The following is a 23784-nucleotide window of genomic DNA, read 5'->3' as shown; positions in this document are numbered from 1 at the left end:
TTTCTTTCTTGACTTTTCTTTTTACCGTTGCCGGTCTTGCGGCCTGTTTTACTGCATATTGCCGTTCTAGATATTTGACCACTTCAATTGCAATGTCCTTTCCAGTGGCTGCCTCAATTCCTTCTAGACCAGGCGAAGAATTCACTTCAAGGATTAGAGGTCCTCGGGCAGAGGGAAGCATGTCTACACCAGCAACTGTCAATCCCATGGCCTTTGCCGCGGATATTGCAGTCTCTTTTTCTGCTCTGGTTAATTTTACAATTTCGGCCGACCCTCCACGGTGCAAATTGGAGCGGAATTCGCCTTCTTTAGCGGTTCTTTTCATCGCGCCCACAACTTTTCCATCCACGACAAATGCGCGAATATCGGTGCCCTTTGCTTCTTTGATATATTCCTGTATTAGTATATTGTTTCCCAGGCCGTAAAAAGCTTCTATTACTGAGGAAGCCGCTTTTTTTGTCTCCGCTAATACGACGCCGATACCTTGAGTGCCTTCTAATAATTTGATCACTAATGGAGCACCTCCGACCATACTAATTAGGTCGTCTACATCGGAAACAGACCGTGCAAACCCTGTTATGGGTAAACCTAAGCCAGCGCCAGATAGGATTTGCATGCAACGAAGTTTGTCGCGAGACCGGGTAATTGCTTGGCTAGGATTCGCTGAGACGACATCCATTACCTCAAATTGACGCACAATGGCAGAACCATAAAATGTTAAAGAGTTACCAATTCGTGGAATTATTGCGTCTATATGCGCTAAGTCGTGGCCCCTGTAATGTATAGTAGGTTTCCCCTGTTGTATGCCCACGTAGCATTTACTGTGGTCTATAACTTGAGCTTCGTGTCCTGATGCTTCGATTGCCTCGACTAAGCGTTTGGTTGAATAGAGATTTCTATTCGTCGATAATACGGCGATGTTCACTGGATAATTCTTTTAAGGTTAAGAACAGATAAATCTAGAATAAGTTTTAAAGGCTATTTTTTGCTAGCTCTTTTTTGGATACGTCAACCAGAAACTTACCGTTTATAAAGTTTCTGCCAAGCAGCATCGGGTAAGACATCGTTGAACGGTCTCTTACAGATAATTTTATGTCGAATAGGGTGTCAAACAATCTAATCTTGGTAATAAAGATATGCCGCGTTTCAGCTTGACCAAATGAATTTTTTACTTCTCGTTCCCGATGGATAAGAAAGGTTAACGTCATGAGATTTTCCGACTGGCTTTCTGGATGCTCGTTGACGTAACAACGGATATATCGGTGGTTATTTTTTTCAAACACCTCAAAGTGTTCACAGTGGAGTACTGATGTTTCAGCCCCGGTGTCTATCTTTGCATAAATGTTGTACAGTCCTAACTCTGGCAGGTCTACAACTTCAACAGCGCCGATTATGGGTTTATCCTTGAGGACGACCATAGTTATTCGTAGATGAACTCGCCAAATTCAGAGCGAATGGTTACTTTTTTTGATTCAGACTTTTCAACTCGACCAATAATTTGCGCCGGGATACCAAAGGATTCCGAAATGTTGATAATGCTCTCTGCAATTTCTTGTGGCACATAAAGCTCCATGCGATGTCCCATATTGAAAACTTTGTACATTTCTTCCCAAGGTGTCTGGGACTGTTCTTGTATAAGATTAAAAAGTGTTGGAATCGGAAATAAATTATCTTTAATTATATGAACTTCGTCGACAAAGTGAAGTACTTTAGTCTGCGCTCCGCCCGAGCAATGTACCATTCCATCGATCTGTTTACGATATTTATCTAAGATGGATTTAATAACGGGTGCGTAGGTACGTGTTGGAGAGAGTACTAGCTTGCCGGCTGTAACGCGCTCACCCGTTTCCACTTGAATCTCGTCAGTTAGTTTACAGCTCCCCGAAAATATCAGCTCATAAGGTACTGCCGGATCGTAACTCTCGGGATATTTCTCAGCAACATATTTATGAAAGACATCATGTCGAGCGGAAGTTAATCCATTTGAACCCATGCCACCATTATATTCCGTTTCGTAGCTTGCTTGTCCAGAGGAAGCTAAACCAACTATCACGTTTCCATCTTTAATATTATGATTGGAAATGACCTGATCCCGTTTCATTCGACAGGTGACGGTACTGTCAACGATAATGGTGCGTACTAAATCACCGACGTCAGCTGTTTCCCCACCTGTAGAGTAAATACCTAGTCCTAATCCACGTAATTCAGCAAGAATTTCCTCCGTGCCATTAATGATTTCAGCCAGAACTTCGCCTGGAATGAGATTTTTATTTCTTCCGATTGTTGAAGAAAGTAGTATGTTGTCAACAGCGCCAACACAAAGAAGATCATCAACGTTCATTATGATCGCGTCTTGTGCAATACCTCGCCATACCGAGATGTCACCGGTTTCTTTCCAATAGATGTATGCTAAGGACGATTTTGTACCGGCGCCATCAGCATGCATAATGTTGCACCAAGCAGCATCACCGCCTAAAATATCTGGTATGATTTTGCAGAAGGCTTTCGGGAATAGTCCTTTGTCGATATTTTTTATCGCATTGTGTACATCCTCTTTTCCTGCGGACACACCTCTTTGGTTGTATTTTAAATCTGACATCTCGTTTGCAAAAATAACAAACACAATGATATTCTTATAACCTTCTGTTTAAAAAGTATCCAGTATAACATTTATTGGACGATTTGTTTCACAAATGACATTCAACTGGTGGATTTTTAGTTATCGGAGCGTAGCAGTTCAGAAATGATGTCCCACGCCTGAACTAGCTGATCTCTACGGTATCGAGCATTTGCTGGACTTGTACTGGGGAGGGTAAAGTATTGTAGATTCGCACGGCGCCGATGATACCGATCAAACAGTTGCTCCGCTTTTTTGCCATTAAACAAAATTGCGAATATTGACAGGTTTTTATCGAGTAAGGTAGAGATATCGTTCGGTGTTTCTTTAAGGATGTCAGTATCCATGCTCCCCATGCGCAGTGCAGTTTCACAGACGTCCCATAGGCAAATTCCGCTGGTTTGCAACAAGTGGATGCGTTTATTGTAATCGAGCCCAGGGTTGGCGTTCAAAATATCCGTTATTATCGGCCAAAATCGGTTTTGTGGATGGGCATAATACTCATTTTCTTTTAGTGAGCGGTCTCCAGGGAGACTCCCTAAAATTAAAATTTTAGGATTAGTAGCAATAACAGGGGCGAATGATTTTTTGAGCATTCCTCAAAAATAGTACTTTCTTTTCTGGTATTTAATACCTTTGTTTGACAAAGATTTAATTTCTTAACTAGGCCTTTGAGAAGGGGTATATTATTGGCGAAGTTGGAAATTATAAATCAAGTTTAATATGGATACAATCAATTTAGCTACGGTAATGATAATGGACCTAGAAGGTCGATTACTGGCAGTGCGAAAGAAGAAGTCGTTATATTATATGATGCCGGGAGGTAAAATTGAACCGAATGAAACTTATCCTGAAGCATTGGCGCGAGAGCTGAATGAAGAGCTGGGGCTAGCGATTCAGTTAACGGATTTGCATTTTATAGGTTCTCATCGAGCTATCGCGGTAAACGAAAAGCATACTATGGTTGAGGCTAATATTTTTTTGTTACATATTTTTGATCCGTTTAAGATTTCTGCAAAATCGGAAATAGAAGAGATCGTATGGTTAACTAGGGATACTTATCGTCAATATAAATTAGCACATCTTTTAGAAGAATTTGCTTTACCCCGTTGGTTGAATGCCGGCGTATAGATGATATTTATGTCGAGTTTGTTTTAACGCTAGAGATGCGCAAAGAAGGAGGAGCGGTCGTTATATCTAAATACTAAATAGTCGCTCATATTATGTTGGAGTATTTTAGCGAACATTTTAAGTTGCCATATCGTATCAGTGTAGCTGACGACGTTCTGTTTTTTAGTTTTGTAATTGCCGCGAACTATGAACTGTTTGGGTGAATTTTAATAGTTTATTCTGATATTTATGAAAGACGTTGATGGTTGCATTGGTAACTTCTTTTTGCGGATTAGAAGCTAATTTCTTTCTGCGTGAAAAAAAGATAACCAATAATTTATACTAAAACGTTTTTTTTGCTAAAAAAGAATAGTGTGATGAAATATTGCAGCCATTTGTAGGTTGTATTTAATTTATCTTATAGTATTTTAATATACGTGTAGTTATATTTTTCTTTTCAAGAAATTAAAAGTGTTAAAAGATGTTAAATACTCTGTTTTTAGCGTATTTAGGTTTGTTTGTTTAATTATTGATTAAATATTGTATCTTTATTTTTACCAAATTATTTAAAAAAAAATATTTTAAAGAATGTATTTAATGTGTAGTTTTGTTGTATATCCGGAAGGCAGCCCGTCTGCGGATATAGCTTATGAAAATTATGTTATAAAAGTTAACCCGCTGGCGAAAGTTCTCGGGTTAATTTTTTTTGTTGAGGTGTGTAAAATAAAACTTTCTTTCTTATGGGCGAGTGTATATCTATTTTCACCTAGTCCTTTATCTTTTTATGTTTTTTTGTAACTTTCTTAAATGCGTCTACTCTTTATGAAAATTCTGATATATCAAATAGCCGTTTTTACGACATTTCTTTGTTTTCCGTGTTTTGCGCAAAGTGAGCGGGCGACAGATAGCGGTGATAATATGCGCGTTATGGTTATCTCCGATTTAAATGATTCCTATGGTTCGATTACTTATAGTTCGGACGTGCGTGAGGTTGTAGCGAAAATCGACTCTATTAAACCTGATATTATTCTTTGTGGAGGAGATATGGTTGCGGGTCAAAAAGCTAGTTTAACTCGTCAGGAAATTCGAGCGATGTGGCACGGGTTCGCCCGCGAAGTGTTTGATCCTATCACTCTTAGAGGTATCCCATTTGCGTTTACAATGGGAAATCACGATGCCTCACCAAATTTTAAGAATGACAGAGCAGAGGCTTCTATATTTTGGAAAGAGCAAAAAGATAAAACAAATCTAGATTTCGTTGATGATACGAACTACCCGTATTATTTTTCCTATAGACAGAATGATGTCTTTTTCATTAGTTGGGATGCATCCTCCTCAATTATTCCTGCAAACGTTGTCTCATGGATGGAACAGCAGCTTACCTCGACGCTTGCGACCTCCGCGCGGGCGAGAGTTGTTATGGGGCATTTACCATTATATGCAATTGTGGAGTCAAAAAATAAAACCGGTGAAGTGCTTGACAGAGCAGATCAGACGATTGCATTTTTAAAAAGATATAATGTTCAGATCTATGTATCGGGGCATCAACATGCCTATTTTCCGGGTGTAAAAAATAATGTAATTCTGCTACACAATGGGTGTTTAGGCGGTGGGCCGAGGCGGTTGTTGGGACAAAGTTTAGAGGGTTCCAAATCTTATAGTATTATCGATATTCCAAAGGGATCTGGTGTCGATTTTAGGGCAATTAGAGGCTTTTATGCCGAAGATCATCAGCAAATTCCGCATCGGAACCTCCCGGACTCAATCACTGGTTTTAACGGGGTGGTATATCGCTCGGACTTAGGGCAACAAAAGTAATATTCTCTATATGTTACAAGGTAGCAAGGTGATTTTTTCTTTAAAATAAGACGTCTTTAATTTCTGGCGTTTTATCAAATACATTTTTGGCATATGGGCATAACGGTAAAATTTTGACGTCCTTATCGCGAGCAAAATCAACTCCGGCCATAACAAGCTTTCTGCCTAATCCTTTTCCTTCATTTCCCGAGAACACTTCTGTATGATCGATTATAAATTTTGTATTTCCTGCCCAAGTGTAGCTCATTTCTCCTGCAAGTTGTCCATCTTCGAAAATTTCGAATAATCCTTTTTTACCTTCTTTGTTCGTAATTGTTGTCATAAACTGATTCTTTTTTATTTAAATATAAGAAACTTTGATTAACATACGGCGATTTTGAATTATGTAATAGACCTGCCGTGCTATCGCTGGAAAATCAGTATTGATAAGTGGTTTTGTTAAATTATAAGGGTTTGTATATTAAATGATTAATAATTTTAATGCGACAACTTGTGGAAAATATCAAACAATCTTATGTTTAAAAAAATAATTTAATTTAATTACATCTATTTCATGCAAAAATGATAATTTTAACTAGATTTTCTACCTAATATAATTTTTTAATCAATAAAACTGACACAACATGAATTTTGATAAACTTACTTTTAAAGATTTTGAAAATATCCCCGAATTAGATCTTAATGACCGTTCGAAGATTTTTAAAAAGTATCTCACGCATATGGGATTTGATGATTTCCAAAGTTATCGTATTGTTGGTAAGAGTGGCTGCAATGCGAATATGACTCTTGAAAGTAAGCACGGAGATTCTTTTATTAGTTTTGTGTCTAACGATTATCTAGGTTTTACGCAGCATCCTAAAGTTAAACAAACTGCTATTGAAGGCATTGAACGGTACGGTACCGGTGCGGGGGCTTCTCCGTTAATAGGTGGTTTTTTTGATTATCATAGATTATTAGAAAAAAAGATTGCAGCATTTTTCGGTAGACAAGAAGATTGTTCTGTTATTTATACGACAGGGTACACCGCCAATAGCGCATCTTTACAAAGCTTATTACAGAAAGAAGATATTGCCATAGTTGACATGGCTGTTCATACCAGCGTCCATGAGGGATGTATTTTGACCAACAAGAAAACATTTTTACATAACGACACTGAAAGCTTAGAACGTATACTGCAGAATACAGTAGATAAATACCGTACGCGTATGGTTATTGTAGATGGCGTTTACTCACAAGACGGAGATGTTGCGCCGTTGAAGGAAATCGTTGCGTTATGTAAAAAGTATGGAGCTTATGTCATGGTTGACGATGCACACGGTGTAGGTGTAATAGGTAAGACCGGAAGAGGGGCGTTAGAAGAGGCAGGACTTTTGGAAGAAGTGGACTTTATTACAGGTACATTTAGTAAAACCTTTGGTGCCATTGGAGGATATGTGATCTGTAGCGCCGAGAATGCGGCATTTTTGAAGTTCCAATCTCGCCAGCAAATATTTTCCGCTACCGCTGGCCCAGTTAGTTTGGGAATCGTTAAAGCAATAGAACTGATCGATGAAGAACCACAGTGGCAAGAAAAATTGCGACAAAATATGGCCCACTTCCGTTCTGGATTGCTAGACATAGGCATTGATATTGGTACGACGAGTTCAGCAATTTTCCCTCTTAAATTAAAAGACCCGCATCTAACTGTCGCTATGAACAAAGCAATTTTCAAAAAAGGAATTTACGCGAATGCGATATTGTACCCTGCTGTTTCTAAAAAAGATGCTAGGGTTCGAATGAGTCTCTCGGCCTTGCACACCACGGAGCAGCTGAATACGGCTCTTTCTGTTATTGAATCTGTGTTTTTAAATGAAAAGCAATTTGTTTAATAGATTTTTTATCGGATGCTGACATACTGTTGTCAATCTCCTGGGTATTTTTGTTAAAGGAATTAAACTGAAAAACATGTACCTAAAACAAATTATCTTAAACAGCCTAGAATATAATTTATGGGTTAACGAACAGTACTATAAATGGTTGTCGGACAAAAGCGATATCCTGTTGACGACGCACGTAGAATCGAGTTTCTCAAGTATTCTACATACTTTGCATCACATTTTACAAACCCAAGAGTATTGGTGGTCCGTCATCAAGGAACAGCAGGATATAGCTGTTGAGAGAGAAGTAACAGATTTAGATAGGGGTCAAATATTTGATTCGCTAATTGGTAGCTCTAGACTTCTAGTCTCTTATTTCAAGGAACTTGATCAAGAGGAGTTGCTTAAAACTGTTGAAATAAAAAACGAGTGGTTTACTTGTAATTTCTCGAAATTTGAATATGTTCAGCAGCTGACGTATCATGCGGCTTATCATAGGGGGCAGGTTGTGACGATTGGCAGAGCACTCGGCGTCGTCGATGCCCCTTTAACTGATTACAATTTTTGGAATTTATATAAAGACAGAGTTGATATGTTTGCATAAACAGATCGTTAATTGAATTGGCAGAGAGGTCAGTACGAGAGGAAGAATTTTAATTATTAAAGTAGTTTTAAAATAAAAGACTTTTTAGTCTTTTATTTTAAAACTACTTTCTATCTTTGTATTTGAGACGTCAGACTTCAACAGCAGTAAGACGGTTAGTATATTGATAGCTTATTTTGATATGAAGATAATTTCGATATTAGATAAAATTGAATACCGCGATGGCCGACCATCCGTTGAGTTATTGCTAGAAAATAACTCAGTGAAAGAATTTCGGATAGTCTTTGACCAGGGGCAGCAGATGAAAAAGCATGAATCGCAATTTCCTATTGTTGTGCATATTATTAAGGGTATTATCGATTTTGGTTTTGTAAATGAACGCCATATACTCAAACAAGGAGCATTAGTTGCGTTGGAGGCAAATATCCCACATGACTTAATTGCGATTGAGCGTAGTATCGTACGGCTGAGCATTCATAAAGGTTCTAAGGACCAAGCGAAATCGGGAATCGGAGTATAAGCAAAGTTGTTATACGCGAAAACTAAAAAAACGATCATGGGGATATTTTCTAAAACATGTGAATATGCAATTCGTGCCGTATTTTATATATCGCAACGGACACATGAAGGGTATAAGGCTGGAATAAAGGAAATAGCGGCTAGTATAGATTCGCCGGAACCTTTTTTGGCTAAAATTCTACAAAAATTGGCGAAAGCGGGGATTGTCCATTCCGTAAAAGGTCCAAACGGCGGATTTTATATTGACGCTGATAGTTTTAAGCGACCACTTTCCGATATAGTCACCGCAATCGATGGCGATGAGATATTCACGGGGTGCGCGATGGGATTAAGCTATTGCTCTGAGCTAAACCCGTGCCCATTACATAATGATTTTAAAAACGTACGCAATCGTATCACAAATATGCTATACAAGACTAGTATAAGTCAGTTCGATAACGAATTAATTCGTGGGCAGTTAACTTTAAATAAGTAGAAAAATTTTTTTATCACAATAGAGGACAAAAATGTCTTTTATTTTTTTAACAATTAATATGACAACAGAACAAAAACAATTGGTAAAGGCCACTGTGCCAGTATTGAAAGAACACGGTGTATTGTTAACTACGCATTTTTACAAACGTATGTTCGACCATAACCCCGAATTAAAACACGTATTTAATATGGGTAATCAGCAAAATAGTAAACAACAGACGGCCCTAGCAACAGCTGTCTTAGCCTATGCTGAACATATAGATGATCCATCGGTGTTGTTACCCGTAATAAACAATATAGGACATAAGCACACAAGTCTTGATATACGTCCTGAACATTATGCGATAGTCGGGAGACATTTAATTGCCTCCATAGGGGAGGTGTTGGGAGAGGCCGCGACACCTGAATTGGTTGATGCATGGACAGTAGCGTACGGTCAACTCGCAGACCTAATGACAGGCCACGAGAAAGATTTATATCAAAAGCAAATTGACAAAGTGGGAGGTTGGGCAGGATGGAGGCCATTTACGGTACGTAAAAAGATTAAAGAGTCGAACGAAATTACTTCGTTTTATCTTTATCCTGCCGATGGTGGAGCCGTTGCTGACTATAAACCAGGGCAATATATTAGCTTGCGTTTGTTTCTTCCGGAACTGAATCTTTTACAGCCACGTCAATACAGTATATCTTGCGCGCCAAACGGAGAATTCTATCGTGTTTCAGTCAAGCGCGAAAGTGGAAGTACACATCCCGATGGAATGATTAGCAACCGTTTACATGATTTTGTTAATGAAGGTGATATCGTTGATCTTTCTGCTCCTGCGGGAGTGTTTATCTTGGACGAAGGGTCAATATCGGCAAAAGTATTCATTAGTGGGGGGGTAGGACAAACACCATTGATCGCAATGCTAGAAAAGTTGTTGAGTGAGCAACGCAGTCAAAACAACCCTATCACATGGATTCACGGTTGTCGAAATGAGGCTGTACATGCATTTAAAGACCGCGTTAAGGAAATTGCAAATACATTCTCTAATGTTAGGCCACATATTTTTTACGATGACCTCGAAGAGGAGAGTGGAGTTGTTCACAAGGGATGGGTGGAATTAGCAAGGATTAAGGAGCATGTTTTACACGAACAGGCTGAATACTATATCTGTGGTCCGGCTCCATTTATTGCGAAACACTATGACTATCTCGTGGGGAATGGTGTTCCTAGAGAGGCTATTCACTTTGAAGAATTCGGACCAGCGTCGTTGAACATGAATTAATAGTTTATGTAATTAATCCGAAGAAATCTAGGTGGGTTTTAATGCCTTATTTCTTCGGGTCACTATTCTCGGGTAGGCATAGAATTTTCCAGAACAAAAACGGATCATATCACTAATTGAGAAGGGTCCGAAGATAAATGTATTTGTGACGGGGGTGCGAGAATTAAATTTCTTTCGATAGGTAAACACTTTTGTTTTTTTAATAGGGTCAGTTAAAAACCGCAGTTTTGTCTATGGGGCATCAAAGTAATTATTTAGGTTCAAAAACTAATTTCTCCGTCCTGTAAAAACATTTAATTGATTTTTTTTGATACAAATTGTCAATCTATTGAACTGTAGTTGCTATAAAAGAGTGTAGGTTACCATGTATATTTACTGAAAAGATTTTAAGTTTCGGCGGATATAACCCGATGGAATGCAAATCTTTAATACGCCTATTTATTTAGACGATAATAACCGAAATAAACCATTTTCTTAAACACACGAAAGAAGTTAACTATGAAACGAAGAACATTCTTACAAGCGCTAAACCTCGGAATTGCATCTGCTACACTTTATAACGGTGACATATTTGGGACGACACTAACATCGTTTCCGAACTTTTCCGATCGAGAGAAAGAGTTGGACTATCATCGTATCCAGGAGATAAAATTTTCGAACGTACAACTGAAGTATCCGCGTCTGGTTGGAAAAAATGCTCGCCTTGATCTTCATGGATATGGTCCAAACGTCGAGATTTGTGTGATAAGAACAGATCAAGGGGCTATGGGATGGGCTTCGCTGCGTGGATCGAAACGGGATGCAGAAAGTATAGCTAGCGATATGTTGGGAAAAAAAGTTTCAGAAGTGTTTGCTGTCAATAGTGGTATCTCCGAGGATAGGTATATCCCTTTTGATATCGCTTTACATGATCTCGCAGGCGTGATATTACAAAAGCCAGTATACCAGTTGCTTGGAAGAGAGAAACCGTTTATAACAGATTATTATAGCGGTATGATTTATTTCGATGATTTGGAACCTAAAGATAAACCGGCAGGAATCGATCGTATCTTGGAAGAATGTAAGTACGACTATGGTGTTGGATACAGGCAGTTTAAGTTAAAAATCGGGCGAGGCCATAAATGGATGCCATTTAAAGAAGGGTTGCAGCGAGATATTGAGGTGACGAATGCGGTTGCAGAAGCCTTTCCGGATTGTAGGATCTTAGTGGATGGAAATAATGGATTTTCGGTTGACCAATTTATCCAATACCTCAAAGGGATACCCACCGTGGATTTATTTTGGATTGAAGAACCGTTTCATGAAACGGTTGTTGATTATAAAAAACTGCGGAGTTATGTTCGAAGTGAAGGTATCAGTACGTTGCTGGCCGACGGAGAGGCAGATCCGGATCCCGTATTGTTGCGGCAACTCTTTGAGCAAAAGCTTTTGGATGTACATTTGACCGATATTGAAGGGCTTGGTTTTACCAATTGGAGGAAATTGATGCCGGAATTGAAACAATTGGGAGCGCAAGCATCGCCACATGCCTGGGGCTCTTTGTTGAAAACATATTATACTGCGCATTTAGCAGGCGGTCTGGGGAATACTGTGACGATCGAAGGCGTTACTAGTACGTCGGATGACGTTGACTTTTCAGGTTATAAAGTTTCCAATGGTAAATTAATCCCTCCGGCTACCGCTGGTTTTGGGATACCACTCTTAAAGAAAGTATAGAAGGCCCACTGTTTTATCAGCGTGTTGGGGCATGTTTTATAGAAGAATGAGTGTAAATCCCATCTTCCAGTTATTGGTGGATGGGGTTTACGCGATATTCTAACCTTTTGACTGTGTGTTCTGGAGTGATATTAAGAGACGCCTTAGCTTTTGACCGAACAAAGCACCCAGCCTGAGTGAGAAATATTTTTGTGCCAACACACTCACCGATTAATGCCGGAGGTACTAGCACTATTCGACGAATAGATTCTTGGTTCGATCTAGCCGCTATTTGTAAAAGATAAGTAGAAGATCTGCCGGATAAGATATGCACTTTGATCTAGCTCGGTTTCATATAATCTCCTTTAACAAGTGACTTACGACATTGGTGATAAAAGATGAAGAAGTATACACGATGTTGGTATATTTACGTTTCTCATCGTTTGGCCTCCGTGTTTTTGCTGAAACGATCGCACTTAGGACAATATTCGAGTAGTTTATGAGATAATCTATTCTCCTTTAAAAAGTTCTGATAATATAATTTTAATGCTATATTTGATATTAAGCTAAACCGGTTTTGCGGACCGGTTATATATACCAATTCTAGATCAATGTCTAAACAAAATATTACTTTGTGTATAGATCTGGGGGGAACCCATTGTTCTTCGATTCTTATTAATCGTAGAGAAGAGCGTGTTGTCGAGGGCTCCTATTTCCGGGGAGATGTTAATTCTAATGCTAGTCGACAAGAAATACTTTCTCAAATAGAGCACGTTATCCATAAGACGTTATCGAAGTACAAAATTAGTCCGTCCGAAATGATTGTCTCTTGTCCCGGTCCGTTTGACTATCAAAATGGAATATCTTTGATGGACGGGATGAATAAATACCAAGACCTACTGAATTATAATTTAAAAGACCATTTCTCTGATATTCTGGGTATTAATTCGGGATATATACATTTTTACAATGATGCAACAGCATTTTTATTGGGGGAGATATATTGTCGAAAAATACAAAGACAGTGCGTCGTTGGACTTACCCTAGGAACAGGTTTAGGATCTTCGATTTACGAGAATGGTAAGGTAAGGGATCTAAATTACGGATCGGCATCATTCGCAGGCGGAATCGCGGAGGATTTTATTTCAACACGAGGAATGCTTGCCCATCTACAGGGTCTTTTTGGCGAGGTCTCTGTGGATAATATCAAAAAACTCGTGGATGAGGAATCGCTTGCAAGGGAAAGAAAAGAGGTATTTGATTTTTTAAGTCGCAATTTAAGCCTTTTTATTAAGCGATATATAGTCCCATTATCTCCGGACTTGATTGTTATAGGTGGTAGTATCGCTAAAGCCCATATGTATTTTTATAAATCTTTAAATATACCTCAAGGGCAAAACATTGAAATTGCATCGTTCGATGAGCGCAATTTATTTTTAGGATTAACTTTCATTCCAGAACACCCATGAGACCAGTTTGGAAATTTACACTTATTGCTTCTTTAGGAGGCTTTTTATTCGGGTTTGAGACAGCCGTCATATCTGGTGCCGAGCAAATCATACAAAAGCTGTGGCACCTCGACTCGATGCGTCATGGACTTACAGTGTCTATATCTTTGGTGGGGACAATTGTAGGTGCGATCTTCGCTGGCCGCGTCGCGGACTATTATGGACGCAAACCTGTACTTTACTTTGTGGCACTTTTTTATCTGCTCTCTGCAATCGGATGTGCGCTAGCTTCCATATGGGAACTCTTTTTATTGTTTCGTCTATTGGGTGGCTTGGCTGTGGGGATTAGCTCAGTCGTCGGGCCTGTATATACTTCAGAAATTGCTCCTGCGAAAGACAGAGGAAAGCTTACTGGTACATTCCAGATCATGATTGTTCTTGGAATTTTTACAGCCTATCTGACCAATTTTTTATTTATGGGGGTTGAACTCGATTCGTGGCGTTATATGCTTGGGATCATGGCTGTTCCCGCGCTTTTTTTTATCTTTTTGCTTAAACAAATTCCGGAAAGCCCACGTTGGCTACAACATGGTGGTCAATTGGAAAAAGCACGAGCAAGTTATCTTCGTTTGGGAGAAATGTTTACAATAGATGCGAATCACCCGCAAACAAACAAATCGAGTACTAATCTATTTCAGTCTAAGTATTCAAAACCTATATTATTTGCTGTTCTTTTAGCCTTCTTCAATCAGATGACTGGTATTAACGCAATTCTGTATTATGCCCCACGGATATTTGATATGGCGGGTTTTAGTGCTGAATTAGCATATCTCCAGCCAATTTTTATCGGCGGGACGAACTTGCTCTTTACTATAGTCGGTATGACTATAATTGATCGTTTTGGCCGTAAAAAATTATTGTTAACAGGCGCCGTAGGAATGTTTATATTCTTGCTGCTTACTGCCTTTGGTCTTAAGGGTATAAACGCGGAATTTTTACTTTATTATATACTAGGCTTTATTGCATTTTTCGCATTATCGCAGGGCGCGGTTATCTGGGTGTTTCTCGCAGAAATTTTTCCTAATGAAGTTCGTGCCCAAGGGTCTTCCTTGGGGAGTACGACGCATTGGGTATTTGCAGCAATTATTTCTTGGGTATTTCCCGTCATTGTAGAAGGTAGTATACTTGGCGGTTACTATGTGTTCTTGTTCTACACGATTATGGTTGTTGGGTCTTTCATATTTTTTCTCTTTATGCCGGAGACAAAAGGTAAATCTCTAGAAGAAATACGTTAATATACCCGAAAATGAATTCTAATAATAGATAGAGATGACGAAGTTATTTAAGCCGATTATTTTTATCGCGGTATTATCGACCGTATTTAGTTGTAGCTCTCAATTTCAACAGAGGTATAAAACCCCTGATTGGGTGTTCGGCGGGTTCGTTCGGCCCGAAGGCGTTAACCCTATAATTGAGCCTGATAGTACAACCGTTTTTCTTGATCCAATGAGTGGAAAACGCGTTCGCTGGGAAGCAAATGATACATTTAATCCGGCCGCCATAGTGAAAGGAGATAGTGTGTATGTATTATACCGGGCAGAAGATAAATCCGGAGTTAAAATTGGACATAGAACATCACGCTTAGGTTTTGCAAGAAGTGCTGATGGAATACGTTTTATACGTCAAAGCACGCCTGTTTTCTATCCAGATAACGATAACCAAAAAGCGTATGAATGGCCCGGAGGCACAGAAGATCCGCGTATCGCGGAGACTACCGATGGTCAGTATGTTATGTTTTATACGCAATGGAATCGAAAAACACCTCGTATAGGTGTTGCTATTTCAAAAGATTTGAAAACATGGGTTAAGCACGGACCCATCTTTCGCAAATCAAAGATGTTTCCTTCACTGGTGGATAAACCCCATAAATCTGCGTCGATAGTTACTGAGGTTATAAATAACAAGCAGGTGATTGCAAAAGTCAATGGAAAATATTGGTTGTATTGGGGTGAAAATGGCGTATACGGCGCGACCTCGGACAATCTGATAGACTGGGAACCGATAGTTGATGATTATGGAGCGCTGAAGGCATTTATCCGTCCACGGGTGGGGTATTTCGATAGTGCACTCACTGAATGCGGTCCTCCTGCAGTAAAGACAGAGAAAGGCATTTTGCTATTGTATAATGGCAAGAACGATTTAAAAAATGGAGATAAGCGCTTTAATAAAGGTACTTATTCCGCAGGGCAAGTTCTTTTCGATTCTAACGACCCTACAGTGGTTTTGAACCGCTTAGATGTTCCGTTTCTGAGACCATTGGAATCATTCGAGAAAAGTGGGCAGTATGTCGACGGAACTGTGTTCATCGAGGGTCTTGTATATTTTAAAAGGAAATGGTTGCTGTATTACGGTTGTGCAGACTCTAAAGTTGGCGTTGCAATTTATGATCCCGAAAAACCAGCGAATTTAGATCCTTTACCCTAAAGGAACCCTAATCTTATGACATTTGTGGTGGAAAACCTTGGTGATTGGCCCGCAGGCGAAGGCTTTTTTCGCGGTAGAAGTTTTTTTATATTTTGTGAAAAGGAATAGTCGGGACAAAGTAAGAATACAGTCACTATATAGCCTTCAGGTACGATTCTACCATTAACCAGAGAATAATAAGCGAATGGCGATCGACAGTGAAAAAGCAAGTCGTTTTAAAATCAATTATGGGATGTTCATTGAACATAATCGGGCCATTCGTTCGGAAGTTCTCCACTAAAACCCATTTTGGGAATTTGATTGATCTGTTCCATTTCTATTGGGGTTAATTCAAAATCGAAAATTTGAATATTGTCTGTTATTCTTTCGGTCGTTGTGGATTTTGGTATAGGAATAGTATCGTGCTGAAGACACCATCTTAAACAAACTTGGGAAATCGATTTTTGATGTCTTTCTGCAATAGATTGAAGGAGTCTATTATCGAAAACACGTCCCCGTGCCAGGGGCGACCACGCTTCTATAATAATGTTTCTATCCATGCAATATCTTTTTAGTTCCGGCTGCCAATAGCCTGGATGAAACTCAATTTGATTGATTGCGGGTACTACTCTTGCCGTTTCGAGTAAAGCATCAATATGTTCTTCCCAAAAATTGCTAACACCGATAGATTTTATTTTTCCTTCCGCTTGTAGGTCTTCCATTGCGCGCCATGTGTCTGCGTTCGCTTTTTTCCAGTTTTGTCCGAAGTTTTTGAAATTGGCCGGCCAGTGAATTAAATATAGGTCAACATGATCTAAATCTAGTTTTTTTCTGGATGTCTCGAACGCTTCTTTGGTTTCTTTATAGCCTAAATTCTCCCGCCACACTTTGGTTGATACAAAAATGTTTTCGCGCGGAATCCCGCTCAGTTTAATACCTTTTCCAACAGCTTCTTCGTTTTGATATCGCGAAGCGGTATCAAGCAGACGATAGCCGCTTTGCAATGCTCTTTGTACCGATTCGATTCCTTCCACTTCAATAGCTTTGTAAGTTCCGAATCCAATGGGTGAAATGATATGACCGTCATTTAATTTTATATCCTTCATACAAAGTGTTTTTAAAACGCCGTATTAAAGGCGTCGAGTTTCATTATCAATTAAGTATAGTATTCTTCGGGTACCTCTTGGCGACCTCGTAGCTGAAGCCCCAACTATAGGTTAAATGCGTTGACGTACCTATCAATTGTGGCAATTTCTTTTTTTGATAAATTAATGGCAATAGCTTTTGCATTTTCAATGGCTTGTTTTGCATTTCTAGCGCCGGCTAAAGCTATAGTAATTCCTGATCTTTCGACTGTCCAGCGTAAGACCAACTGGCCCAATGTAGCATTATGCTCTTCTGCAATTGGTTTAATTTTTTCCAATAAGGCATTTGTCTTTTCAATAAATTCGGGTTGAAAATGTTTATGATTAGCGCGGTGATCGCCTTCCTGAAATTTATAATTGTTGTGGATTTTCCCCGTCAAAAGACCTCGTTCTAATGGGCTGTAAGCCAAAATCGATTTTTGATGTTCGATACAGTACGGGATGATTTCGTTTTCTATTCCGCGATTTACCATACTGAAGGGAACTTGATTCGATACTAATGGTAGGATCTTTTCGGCTTCAGCCATTTGCTCTACGTTATAATTGCAAACCCCAGAAAAACGAATTTTTCCCTGTTTTATCAGCGCTGAGACACCTTCAAATGTTTCATCAATGGGTGTGGAAATATCAGGCCAATGGATCTGATATAGGTCAATATAATCTGTGCCCAATCTTTTTAAACTTTGTTCACATTCATATATAATACTTTCTTTTCCAGCGTATTTATAAACGTCGATTTCCTCTCCGCTATTATTCTTTGTATGCATAGCAAGGTTTCCTTTTGTTATATCCCATCGCATACCAAACTTTGTCAGAATTTGAACTTTATCGCGTTCAATTCCTTTTATAGCCTCCCCGACAATTTCTTCGCTTGTTCCTTGTCCGTATATTGGTGCAGTATCGATCGAGGTTACACCAAGGTCGTATGAGGCTTTTATAGCTCTTACTGCCTCGTCTCTGTCGGTACTTCCCCACATCCATCCTCCTGCCGCCCAGGCGCCAAAGGTAATTGTTGACACCTCTAAATCGCTATTCCCTAATTTTATATATTTCATTTTATGTATTATTTAGTGTCTTCGCTTCTATAATTTAATCTACTTTCTCCGCTGTAAGAAATAGCCCGGATTTAGTTAGACGATGCAGCGAAAATTGTCATCATTAATAACTATTGTCGATGATTCGATAAATTTAGAAACCCTTATCGTTATAATATGGCGATACACTTTTTAAGCCAGCCATATTAATTTCTTTTTCGCACAGGGTTCATAGCAATCTCCGCGGATACTATCTGTTCGGAACGTCTCCTATTGAACGAACAATCTACTAAATATAGTTATTCGATGACAGATTTTTTGGTCAAAAGTTTCTAATTTTTTGTCGACTAAACCAGCGACTAAAGATTTGAGTTAAAAATAGCGCTTTACGCTGAGATTTCTCTTAGGGTTCTTTGCGATCTGCATTGGAAATTGTTTTATTATTTAAGCTTTTTGTAAATTCGTAAACCAGCAAAAACATACGACATGAAAACGAGTACTCAAAACGATCAACGGATTGCGAAAATGATATTCGCATCGGTGTACCCTCATTATGTTACCAAAGTGGAAAGCAAAGGCAGAACAATAGAGGAATTAAACGAAGTAATAGAATGGTTGACCGGTTTCGATAGGAAAAAGTTAGAGGAACTCATTGAAAAAAAATCAACATTCGAAGCCTTTTTTAAAGAAGCGAAACTTAATCCCCACGCACACCTTATAACGGGTGTTATTTGTGGCTATCGAATAGAAGACATCGAAGCCCCATTAACAAAGCAGGTCCGGTACTTAGATAAATTGGTAGATGAATTAGCTAAAGGGAAAAAGATGGAAAAAATTTTGAGATAGTTATTAAGCATTTGAAAATATTTTCAACGTAAGCTTAAATGCCTGCGTTGTGATGTTTTAAGACACTACATCTGCGCCTAATGTCAGTACAGATAAATCGTCTAAAAGTCGTTATACCTCATTTGCGACCTTTGCAAACTTATTTCTATACTCTATTGGCGTAAGGCCTGTAACCTTTTTAAAGGTATCTCGAAAAGCTTTCGTATCTGTATAGCCCACATCGAACATGATCTCAGATACGTTCCTTCGGGATGCTTCGAAGAAAATTTTGGCGGCTTCTATTCGAACTCTTTGTATATACTCTATAGGTGTATTGTTGGTGGCCTCTTTAAATTTTCGTTCAAAAGTTCTGCGGCCTGTATTAATCAATTTTGCCAACATGTCTATTGATATCTTACTACAGTAGTGTTTTTCGATATAGTCCTGTACTTTCGTAATATCTTCGTGTCCATGGTTCCGTTGCCCCTTGAATATTGCAAATTGAGATTGACTATCTCTTCCAATGTCTAACGCAAAATATTTTGAAATCATGATCGCTGTTTCTCTATCTGCGAATTTTTCAACGAGGTACAGAATTAAATTCCATAAACTACTCGCGCCACCACTGCTGTAAATATTATCGTGCTCAGTTATGATTGCCCCATCTTCTACTTCCACCTCTGGGTATCTTTCTCTAAATTCGTTAATATGAGCCCAGTGTGTCGAGCATTTTCTCCCGTTTAACAGCCCTGTTTCCGCTAGAAGGAAAGCTCCAATACACAAACTAGCAAGGCTAGAGCCTTGTTCGTATAATTTCTTAAAATAGGGGATCGCTGCAATATTTGCCCGAATACCTTTAGAGGTATCACCAAAAGCGGGAGGTATGATTAGTAAGTCCGTCGTAGTCACATCTTTGAGCAGTCGATCTGTCTTTATAACATATTCACCGTTATTAGCGGGTACATATTCTTGTAAGCCAACATATTCGACTTTAAAAATTGGTTTTTTACCAAATGTGGTTAGAAACTCGTTTGCCGTATGGAAGGTCCTGAAGGGTGGTGTAACCGCTTCAATTACCCCATACTCAGGTACAAAAACAGAAATCTGCATAGTCACGAAAATATTAGATCACAAGGTAAAAAATAGTTTTGTCATAATCCACCCCTATGTTTGTCGTTTTCACAACAGCCATGTTTTTATATACAGTCTTAACTTTGAATTATAATAATTAATAAACTAAAATTATATCACATGGAACAAGTAACAAGAATTACAGTTGAAGGAGTAGCAAATGCATCCTTAGTAAACGTTTGGAAAGTATGGAATACCCCAAGCGACATCATGAAGTGGAACACTCCCGCGCCTGACTGGCACACGACAAGCAGCGAAAACGACTTGAGAGTTGGCGGGAAGTTTAAGAATCGAATGGAAGCAAAAGATGGAAGCTTTGGTTTTGACTTTGAAGGGATCTATGATAGGGTAGAGCTATATAAAGAGATTACATACACAATGTCTGATGGAAGAACGGTCACTACGTTATTTACATCAGAAAATGGTAAGGCTCTTATAACAACTACTTTCGATGCCGAGACAGAAAATGATCCCGAGTTTCAAAAACAGGGATGGCAGGCTATTTTGCAGAACTTTATAAAATACGTTGAATCAACCGATTTATAACCTACTATTTAATCTTATGAAAAAGAGCAAAACTATCTTTTGGGTTGCGACAACGATAATCATCCTATGGGAAGGTATCATGCCACTCAGCACTCTTCTTTTTGCACCAGAGCAGGCCACCGTTGGTACACGGCCGTTGGGCTATCCTGATTACTTTGCCTATGCGCTTATTATTTCCAAGGCGCTTGGTGTGATCGCTATAGCTTTCCCTAAAACGCCAGAAAAATTAAGGGAATGGGCATATGCTGGACTTACTTATAATTTGATTTTTGCGTTCATTAGTCATGCGTGCGTCGATCAAAACTTTTGGTATATGTTTTTGCCTTTAGTGGTGTTGGCAATTTTAGCGATTTCTTATATTTATAGCCGCAAAATTCTGAAAAACAGAAATTAAAGAAGATACGAAGAGATTAATAATCGATCATTAAATTTAAAAAAAATGGAAAATCAAACTGTTTCGTTACATCGGGTTATCAAGGCAAGCCCAGAAAAAATATTTCGTGCGTTCGTAGATCCAATAGCTCACTCAACGTGGTTGCCTCCTTATGGATTTATATGTACAGTCCAAGAATTGGATTTTAAAATAGGAGGAAAATTCCACATGACATTTATCAACTTTAGCACTGGAACTGCGCATTCTTTTGGTGGATCATACTTGGATATAGAAACTAATAAATTGATCAAATACAACGACACGTTTGATGATCCGAATCTTCCAGGGGAAATAACGACAACAATATGGTTGAATGCAGTTTCATGTGGCACGGAATTTAAAGTGCTGCAGGAGGGTATTCCTTCGGCGATTCCCCCGGAAATGTGTTATTTGGGTTGGCAAGAATCACTGGAGAAACTTATAAAACTAGTTGAATCAGAAATTCCTGATGCCTAAACCTATTCGTTATGAATGATGACCCTAAACGAAATAAATATGCAAGTGCGATTCTTATTACGTTTCCTGGGAACTGTAGGAGAGCACTTACATATTATCAAAGCTGTTTTGGTGGCACCTTGAAATTCCAGACTTTTGAAAACGAACTAAAAGATTATCCAGAGACACCTGTCGTTAGTGGGTCACTAGTTTCCGATAGCATAATTATTTATGGGTCAGATCTAGTTCACGATGAAGGAAGGCAACTAGGGAATAATATGTCCATTTTTTTGCAGTGTACAAATATGTGTGATCGAGAGGCGCTAATTAACAAACTAATTCTTGGCAAAAGCGAAGTTTTTGAAAAAATAGGGAATGATCAAAAATTAGTTGAGATAGTCGATGCATTTGACGTAAGGTGGGTAATAGGGATTTAGCCACGTTGTTTCTGGATAGTGTTCTAGCGGTTCAGACAGGCTGGAGTTTTCGGAAGGGAATAGAAGATCTATCGGAAAAGAGGGGGCAAATGGCTGTGCTTTAAAGATAACACCAGAAACGGCTTCTTGCTGGTGCAAAAATTTAACTCACACTTCGATAAAGAAATTATTTTTGTTGTCGGTATACGTGGCTGTCGAAGGAGCTGAAAGTTTCAAGGCGTTGGAGAGCAATTATTATGTTGTGCATCCTCAATTATTAAAGGAGTATAATAACCGTTGGTTTCTGATTTGTTGGCACAAACATAAAGTGATTAATCTTGCATTGGATCGAATTATTGGAATAGAAACGGATGAAAAAACAGACTATCAAGATAAAAATGTGAATGCGGATGACTATTTCAGCGAAGTAATTGGCGTGACTATTTCTGAACGCCAACGCTGCCAAAATGTGTTTTTTAAAGTGGTAAAAGCTCATGCGCCCTATGTCATAACAAAGCCTTTTCATCATTCCCAAGTAGTTGTTGATGAAGACCAAAGCGGAACGACTTTTCGAATTTGCGTGCAATTGAATTTTGAGCTAGAACGAATGATTTTAGGTTTGGGTGAATTTATCACCGTTTTAGGACCAAAGATTGAAAAAAAGAATTGAAAACAGTTTGAGATTGGCTTTCGGAAATTATAATCTCAATCAAAATTCCGACTGATACCCATAGATTTGCTTAAAAACAACTTTTGTTCTTGATCCGAGTAAATTTTGAGATAACGCTTATATATCATAATACTAGGGTAAAAAAACGGACACGTGTGTCGTTTTTAGACTTATTTCAAGGTGAACCTATTGGTATCTCATCCCAACCGCTTTTTAGCTGAGTTACGCACAATAAATCTGCTAAAAGATAGCCCAACAATCAAAAAGATATAAATATCGTTCACTAAATCCAAGGATGAGAAAAGAATTGTTAGCCGAGGAGGCCAATTTTATTGACGAGGCAATAAAATAATAGTTTGCCTACGAAAGGTACGGCGCAGGCCAAAATCATACGTTTTGCTAGGGAGAATAAGAGAATATATGGTACCTTTGGGGTATACACATTAATAAAAGAACATACTATGAAGCGTATAATAAAAAGCCTTTTAGCAACAAGTTGCGCTCTATTGGTCTTAAACCTGTCAGCTTGCAAGTCTAAAAAAATCGCAATTAATCCAAGTAGCCAGATTGAACAGACGCCCGTACGGGAAGAACCTATAGAGACGGTGGAAGAGCCTGTCATTGCTCAGGAAGAGCCTCGCAAAGACCCTGAACCGGTGGTCGAAAAACCGAATTTCAATTTCAAGAACGTCCTGTTTGAATTTAATTCTAGTGTACTCAAAACTGAGTCCTACACTGTGTTGGACAATATCGTCCGAGAAATGCTGAAAGATACGTCGGCCAATTTTATCATCGATGGTCATTCGTCCGTCGAGGGTACGGCCGAATATAACCAATCGCTATCCGAAGATAGAGCCAATGCGGTCATGCTCTATATCGTCAATGCCGGAGTGCCATCCGAAAGTCTTAGTGCCAGAGGGTTTGGTGCTTCCAAGCAAGTTGCATCTAACGATACAGAAAGCGGGAGAGAACAAAATCGGCGGGTAGAAATATCAGTCGTACAATAGAAGGATTAAAGAATTCGTTATGATCCATATTCCATAATCTAATCAAACCGACACCGTTAAATTAAAAAAGCCACTCTAAAATAGAGTGGCTTTTTTTGTGATCCCGCTGGGATTCGAACCCAGGACCCATACATTAAAAGTGTATTGCTCTACCAGCTGAGCTACAGAATCATTATACCCCATTCTTCTAAATCATTACTCTTTCGTTGTTTGGAGTGATGCAAAGGTAGAAAAAATGTTGATTTGTGCCAAACAGAATGGTCTATTTTT

Annotated in this window: 26 protein-coding genes and 1 tRNA gene; 18 read left to right on the top strand and 9 right to left on the bottom strand. The window is 38.9% G+C overall.

Annotated elements, in window-relative coordinates; all coding sequences use genetic code 11:
* The 4 genes from rimK to HP439_RS03505 form a co-directional block, all read right to left on the bottom strand.
* On the bottom strand, window positions 1–925 hold a 925-nt coding region (gene rimK / locus HP439_RS03520), incomplete at its 3' end, for a 30S ribosomal protein S6--L-glutamate ligase (protein WP_172388964.1).
* Window positions 926–971: 46 nt separating this feature from the next.
* On the bottom strand, window positions 972–1418 hold the full coding sequence (locus HP439_RS03515; protein WP_172388963.1) for an ATP-dependent zinc protease family protein: 447 nt from the start codon (window positions 1416–1418) through the stop codon (window positions 972–974).
* A gap of 2 nt (window positions 1419–1420) precedes the next feature.
* Entirely contained in the window at window positions 1421–2599 is a 1179-nt protein-coding gene (locus HP439_RS03510; RefSeq protein WP_172388962.1) for an AIR synthase related protein, read from the bottom strand.
* A gap of 116 nt (window positions 2600–2715) precedes the next feature.
* Window positions 2716–3213 carry a DNA-deoxyinosine glycosylase gene (locus tag HP439_RS03505; protein ID WP_172388961.1) on the bottom strand — a complete coding sequence of 166 codons (498 nt, stop codon included), beginning with the start codon at window positions 3211–3213 and terminating at the stop codon, window positions 2716–2718.
* Between the two features lie 127 nt (window positions 3214–3340).
* Here HP439_RS03505 and HP439_RS03500 point away from each other — a divergent pair, with 127 nt between their 5' ends.
* Both HP439_RS03500 and HP439_RS03495 read left to right on the top strand, forming a co-directional pair.
* On the top strand, window positions 3341–3748 hold the full coding sequence (locus tag HP439_RS03500; protein ID WP_172388960.1) for an NUDIX hydrolase: 408 nt from the start codon (window positions 3341–3343) through the stop codon (window positions 3746–3748).
* Window positions 3749–4549: 801 nt separating this feature from the next.
* The gene (locus tag HP439_RS03495; RefSeq protein ID WP_172388959.1) at window positions 4550–5545 is read left to right on the top strand and encodes a metallophosphoesterase family protein; all 996 of its coding nucleotides are present in this window, start codon (window positions 4550–4552) and stop codon (window positions 5543–5545) included.
* 40 nt (window positions 5546–5585) lie between these two features.
* Here the strand turns inward: HP439_RS03495 and HP439_RS03490 are convergent, their stop codons facing one another.
* The gene (locus HP439_RS03490) at window positions 5586–5867 is read right to left on the bottom strand and encodes a GNAT family N-acetyltransferase (RefSeq protein WP_172388958.1); all 282 of its coding nucleotides are present in this window, start codon (window positions 5865–5867) and stop codon (window positions 5586–5588) included.
* Window positions 5868–6168: 301 nt separating this feature from the next.
* On the opposite strand from HP439_RS03490, the gene HP439_RS03485 reads away from it, so the two are divergent.
* The 9 genes from HP439_RS03485 (at window position 6169) to HP439_RS03445 (ending at window position 15893) form a co-directional block, all read left to right on the top strand.
* Window positions 6169–7413 (top strand): aminotransferase class I/II-fold pyridoxal phosphate-dependent enzyme, encoded by a 1245-nt coding sequence (locus HP439_RS03485; RefSeq protein ID WP_172388957.1) that lies wholly within the window; start codon window positions 6169–6171, stop codon window positions 7411–7413.
* 76 nt (window positions 7414–7489) lie between these two features.
* The gene (locus tag HP439_RS03480; RefSeq protein WP_172388956.1) at window positions 7490–8005 is read left to right on the top strand and encodes a DinB family protein; all 516 of its coding nucleotides are present in this window, start codon (window positions 7490–7492) and stop codon (window positions 8003–8005) included.
* A 181-nt stretch (window positions 8006–8186) separates the two neighbouring features.
* Window positions 8187–8525 (top strand): cupin domain-containing protein, encoded by a 339-nt coding sequence (locus HP439_RS03475; protein ID WP_172388955.1) that lies wholly within the window; start codon window positions 8187–8189, stop codon window positions 8523–8525.
* 36 nt (window positions 8526–8561) lie between these two features.
* Complete coding sequence (locus HP439_RS03470) at window positions 8562–8999, top strand: RrF2 family transcriptional regulator (protein ID WP_172388954.1); 438 nt, start codon at window positions 8562–8564, stop codon at window positions 8997–8999.
* A gap of 58 nt (window positions 9000–9057) precedes the next feature.
* A complete protein-coding gene (gene hmpA, locus HP439_RS03465; protein ID WP_172388953.1) occupies window positions 9058–10266 on the top strand; it encodes an NO-inducible flavohemoprotein in 1209 nt (402 codons plus the stop codon).
* 498 nt (window positions 10267–10764) lie between these two features.
* The gene (locus tag HP439_RS03460; RefSeq protein WP_172388952.1) at window positions 10765–11982 is read left to right on the top strand and encodes a mandelate racemase/muconate lactonizing enzyme family protein; all 1218 of its coding nucleotides are present in this window, start codon (window positions 10765–10767) and stop codon (window positions 11980–11982) included.
* 590 nt (window positions 11983–12572) lie between these two features.
* On the top strand, window positions 12573–13430 hold the full coding sequence (locus tag HP439_RS03455; protein ID WP_172388951.1) for an ROK family protein: 858 nt from the start codon (window positions 12573–12575) through the stop codon (window positions 13428–13430).
* Window positions 13427–14704: a sugar porter family MFS transporter gene (locus HP439_RS03450; protein ID WP_172388950.1), complete on the top strand. Its 1278-nt coding sequence runs from the start codon at window positions 13427–13429 to the stop codon at window positions 14702–14704. Before HP439_RS03455 ends, HP439_RS03450 begins: the two co-directional genes overlap by 4 nt.
* 34 nt (window positions 14705–14738) lie before the next feature.
* Window positions 14739–15893: a glycoside hydrolase family 130 protein gene (locus HP439_RS03445; RefSeq protein WP_172388949.1), complete on the top strand. Its 1155-nt coding sequence runs from the start codon at window positions 14739–14741 to the stop codon at window positions 15891–15893.
* 236 nt (window positions 15894–16129) lie between these two features.
* On the opposite strand, the gene HP439_RS03440 is transcribed toward HP439_RS03445, so the two are convergent.
* Together HP439_RS03440 and HP439_RS03435 are read right to left on the bottom strand one after the other, a co-directional pair.
* Window positions 16130–16978 (bottom strand): aldo/keto reductase, encoded by an 849-nt coding sequence (locus HP439_RS03440; protein WP_172388948.1) that lies wholly within the window; start codon window positions 16976–16978, stop codon window positions 16130–16132.
* 104 nt (window positions 16979–17082) lie between these two features.
* Complete coding sequence (locus HP439_RS03435; protein ID WP_172388947.1) at window positions 17083–18072, bottom strand: aldo/keto reductase; 990 nt, start codon at window positions 18070–18072, stop codon at window positions 17083–17085.
* A gap of 465 nt (window positions 18073–18537) precedes the next feature.
* Here HP439_RS03435 and HP439_RS03430 point away from each other — a divergent pair, with 465 nt between their 5' ends.
* The gene (locus HP439_RS03430; protein ID WP_172388946.1) at window positions 18538–18897 is read left to right on the top strand and encodes a DUF2200 domain-containing protein; all 360 of its coding nucleotides are present in this window, start codon (window positions 18538–18540) and stop codon (window positions 18895–18897) included.
* Window positions 18898–19008: 111 nt separating this feature from the next.
* On the opposite strand, the gene HP439_RS03425 is transcribed toward HP439_RS03430, so the two are convergent.
* Window positions 19009–19986, bottom strand: a complete 978-nt coding sequence (locus HP439_RS03425; RefSeq protein ID WP_172388945.1) for a GlxA family transcriptional regulator — start codon at window positions 19984–19986, stop codon at window positions 19009–19011.
* Window positions 19987–20127: 141 nt separating this feature from the next.
* Here HP439_RS03425 and HP439_RS03420 point away from each other — a divergent pair, with 141 nt between their 5' ends.
* The 6 genes from HP439_RS03420 to HP439_RS03395 all read left to right on the top strand — a co-directional run bounded on the left by HP439_RS03420 (window position 20128) and on the right by HP439_RS03395 (window position 23514).
* A complete protein-coding gene (locus HP439_RS03420; RefSeq protein ID WP_172388944.1) occupies window positions 20128–20553 on the top strand; it encodes an SRPBCC domain-containing protein in 426 nt (141 codons plus the stop codon).
* Between the two features lie 16 nt (window positions 20554–20569).
* On the top strand, window positions 20570–20947 hold the full coding sequence (locus HP439_RS03415; RefSeq protein WP_172388943.1) for a DoxX family protein: 378 nt from the start codon (window positions 20570–20572) through the stop codon (window positions 20945–20947).
* Window positions 20948–20992: 45 nt separating this feature from the next.
* A complete protein-coding gene (locus tag HP439_RS03410; protein WP_172388942.1) occupies window positions 20993–21442 on the top strand; it encodes an SRPBCC family protein in 450 nt (149 codons plus the stop codon).
* 11 nt (window positions 21443–21453) lie between these two features.
* A complete protein-coding gene (locus tag HP439_RS03405) occupies window positions 21454–21858 on the top strand; it encodes a VOC family protein (RefSeq protein WP_172388941.1) in 405 nt (134 codons plus the stop codon).
* Between the two features lie 175 nt (window positions 21859–22033).
* Window positions 22034–22507, top strand: coding sequence for a helix-turn-helix transcriptional regulator (locus tag HP439_RS03400; RefSeq protein WP_172388940.1), 474 nt, complete (start codon window positions 22034–22036; stop codon window positions 22505–22507).
* A 461-nt stretch (window positions 22508–22968) separates the two neighbouring features.
* Window positions 22969–23514 (top strand): OmpA family protein, encoded by a 546-nt coding sequence (locus tag HP439_RS03395; RefSeq protein ID WP_172388939.1) that lies wholly within the window; start codon window positions 22969–22971, stop codon window positions 23512–23514.
* A gap of 98 nt (window positions 23515–23612) precedes the next feature.
* Here HP439_RS03395 and HP439_RS03390 read toward each other — a convergent pair.
* Window positions 23613–23685 (bottom strand) — tRNA-Lys (locus tag HP439_RS03390).
* Window positions 23686–23784: the final 99 nt, after the last annotated feature.

It is taken from the genome of Sphingobacterium shayense, assembly GCF_013179575.1.
Classification (GTDB): Bacteria; Bacteroidota; Bacteroidia; order Sphingobacteriales; family Sphingobacteriaceae; genus Sphingobacterium; species Sphingobacterium shayense.
Note: the sequence above shows the minus strand (reverse complement) of the source record. Positions and strands in the feature narration are given on the sequence as shown.

Bases quoted from the DNA above. Each gene is read 5' to 3' on its own strand.
- HP439_RS03515 (WP_172388963.1), bottom strand. From the start codon at position 1,418: ATGGTCGTCCTCAAGGATAAACCCATAATCGGCGCTGTTGAAGTTGTA.
- HP439_RS03510 (WP_172388962.1), bottom strand. From the start codon at position 2,599: ATGTCAGATTTAAAATACAACCAAAGAGGTGTGTCCGCAGGAAAAGAG.
- HP439_RS03505 (WP_172388961.1), bottom strand. From the start codon at position 3,213: ATGCTCAAAAAATCATTCGCCCCTGTTATTGCTACTAATCCTAAAATT.
- HP439_RS03500 (WP_172388960.1), top strand. From the start codon at position 3,341: ATGGATACAATCAATTTAGCTACGGTAATGATAATGGACCTAGAAGGT.
- HP439_RS03495 (WP_172388959.1), top strand. From the start codon at position 4,550: ATGAAAATTCTGATATATCAAATAGCCGTTTTTACGACATTTCTTTGT.
- HP439_RS03490 (WP_172388958.1), bottom strand. From the start codon at position 5,867: ATGACAACAATTACGAACAAAGAAGGTAAAAAAGGATTATTCGAAATT.
- HP439_RS03485 (WP_172388957.1), top strand. From the start codon at position 6,169: ATGAATTTTGATAAACTTACTTTTAAAGATTTTGAAAATATCCCCGAA.
- HP439_RS03480 (WP_172388956.1), top strand. From the start codon at position 7,490: ATGTACCTAAAACAAATTATCTTAAACAGCCTAGAATATAATTTATGG.
- HP439_RS03475 (WP_172388955.1), top strand. From the start codon at position 8,187: ATGAAGATAATTTCGATATTAGATAAAATTGAATACCGCGATGGCCGA.
- HP439_RS03470 (WP_172388954.1), top strand. From the start codon at position 8,562: ATGGGGATATTTTCTAAAACATGTGAATATGCAATTCGTGCCGTATTT.
- hmpA (WP_172388953.1), top strand. From the start codon at position 9,058: ATGACAACAGAACAAAAACAATTGGTAAAGGCCACTGTGCCAGTATTG.
- HP439_RS03460 (WP_172388952.1), top strand. From the start codon at position 10,765: ATGAAACGAAGAACATTCTTACAAGCGCTAAACCTCGGAATTGCATCT.
- HP439_RS03455 (WP_172388951.1), top strand. From the start codon at position 12,573: ATGTCTAAACAAAATATTACTTTGTGTATAGATCTGGGGGGAACCCAT.
- HP439_RS03450 (WP_172388950.1), top strand. From the start codon at position 13,427: ATGAGACCAGTTTGGAAATTTACACTTATTGCTTCTTTAGGAGGCTTT.
- HP439_RS03445 (WP_172388949.1), top strand. From the start codon at position 14,739: ATGACGAAGTTATTTAAGCCGATTATTTTTATCGCGGTATTATCGACC.
- HP439_RS03440 (WP_172388948.1), bottom strand. From the start codon at position 16,978: ATGAAGGATATAAAATTAAATGACGGTCATATCATTTCACCCATTGGA.
- HP439_RS03435 (WP_172388947.1), bottom strand. From the start codon at position 18,072: ATGAAATATATAAAATTAGGGAATAGCGATTTAGAGGTGTCAACAATT.
- HP439_RS03430 (WP_172388946.1), top strand. From the start codon at position 18,538: ATGAAAACGAGTACTCAAAACGATCAACGGATTGCGAAAATGATATTC.
- HP439_RS03425 (WP_172388945.1), bottom strand. From the start codon at position 19,986: ATGCAGATTTCTGTTTTTGTACCTGAGTATGGGGTAATTGAAGCGGTT.
- HP439_RS03420 (WP_172388944.1), top strand. From the start codon at position 20,128: ATGGAACAAGTAACAAGAATTACAGTTGAAGGAGTAGCAAATGCATCC.
- HP439_RS03415 (WP_172388943.1), top strand. From the start codon at position 20,570: ATGAAAAAGAGCAAAACTATCTTTTGGGTTGCGACAACGATAATCATC.
- HP439_RS03410 (WP_172388942.1), top strand. From the start codon at position 20,993: ATGGAAAATCAAACTGTTTCGTTACATCGGGTTATCAAGGCAAGCCCA.
- HP439_RS03405 (WP_172388941.1), top strand. From the start codon at position 21,454: ATGAATGATGACCCTAAACGAAATAAATATGCAAGTGCGATTCTTATT.
- HP439_RS03395 (WP_172388939.1), top strand. From the start codon at position 22,969: ATGAAGCGTATAATAAAAAGCCTTTTAGCAACAAGTTGCGCTCTATTG.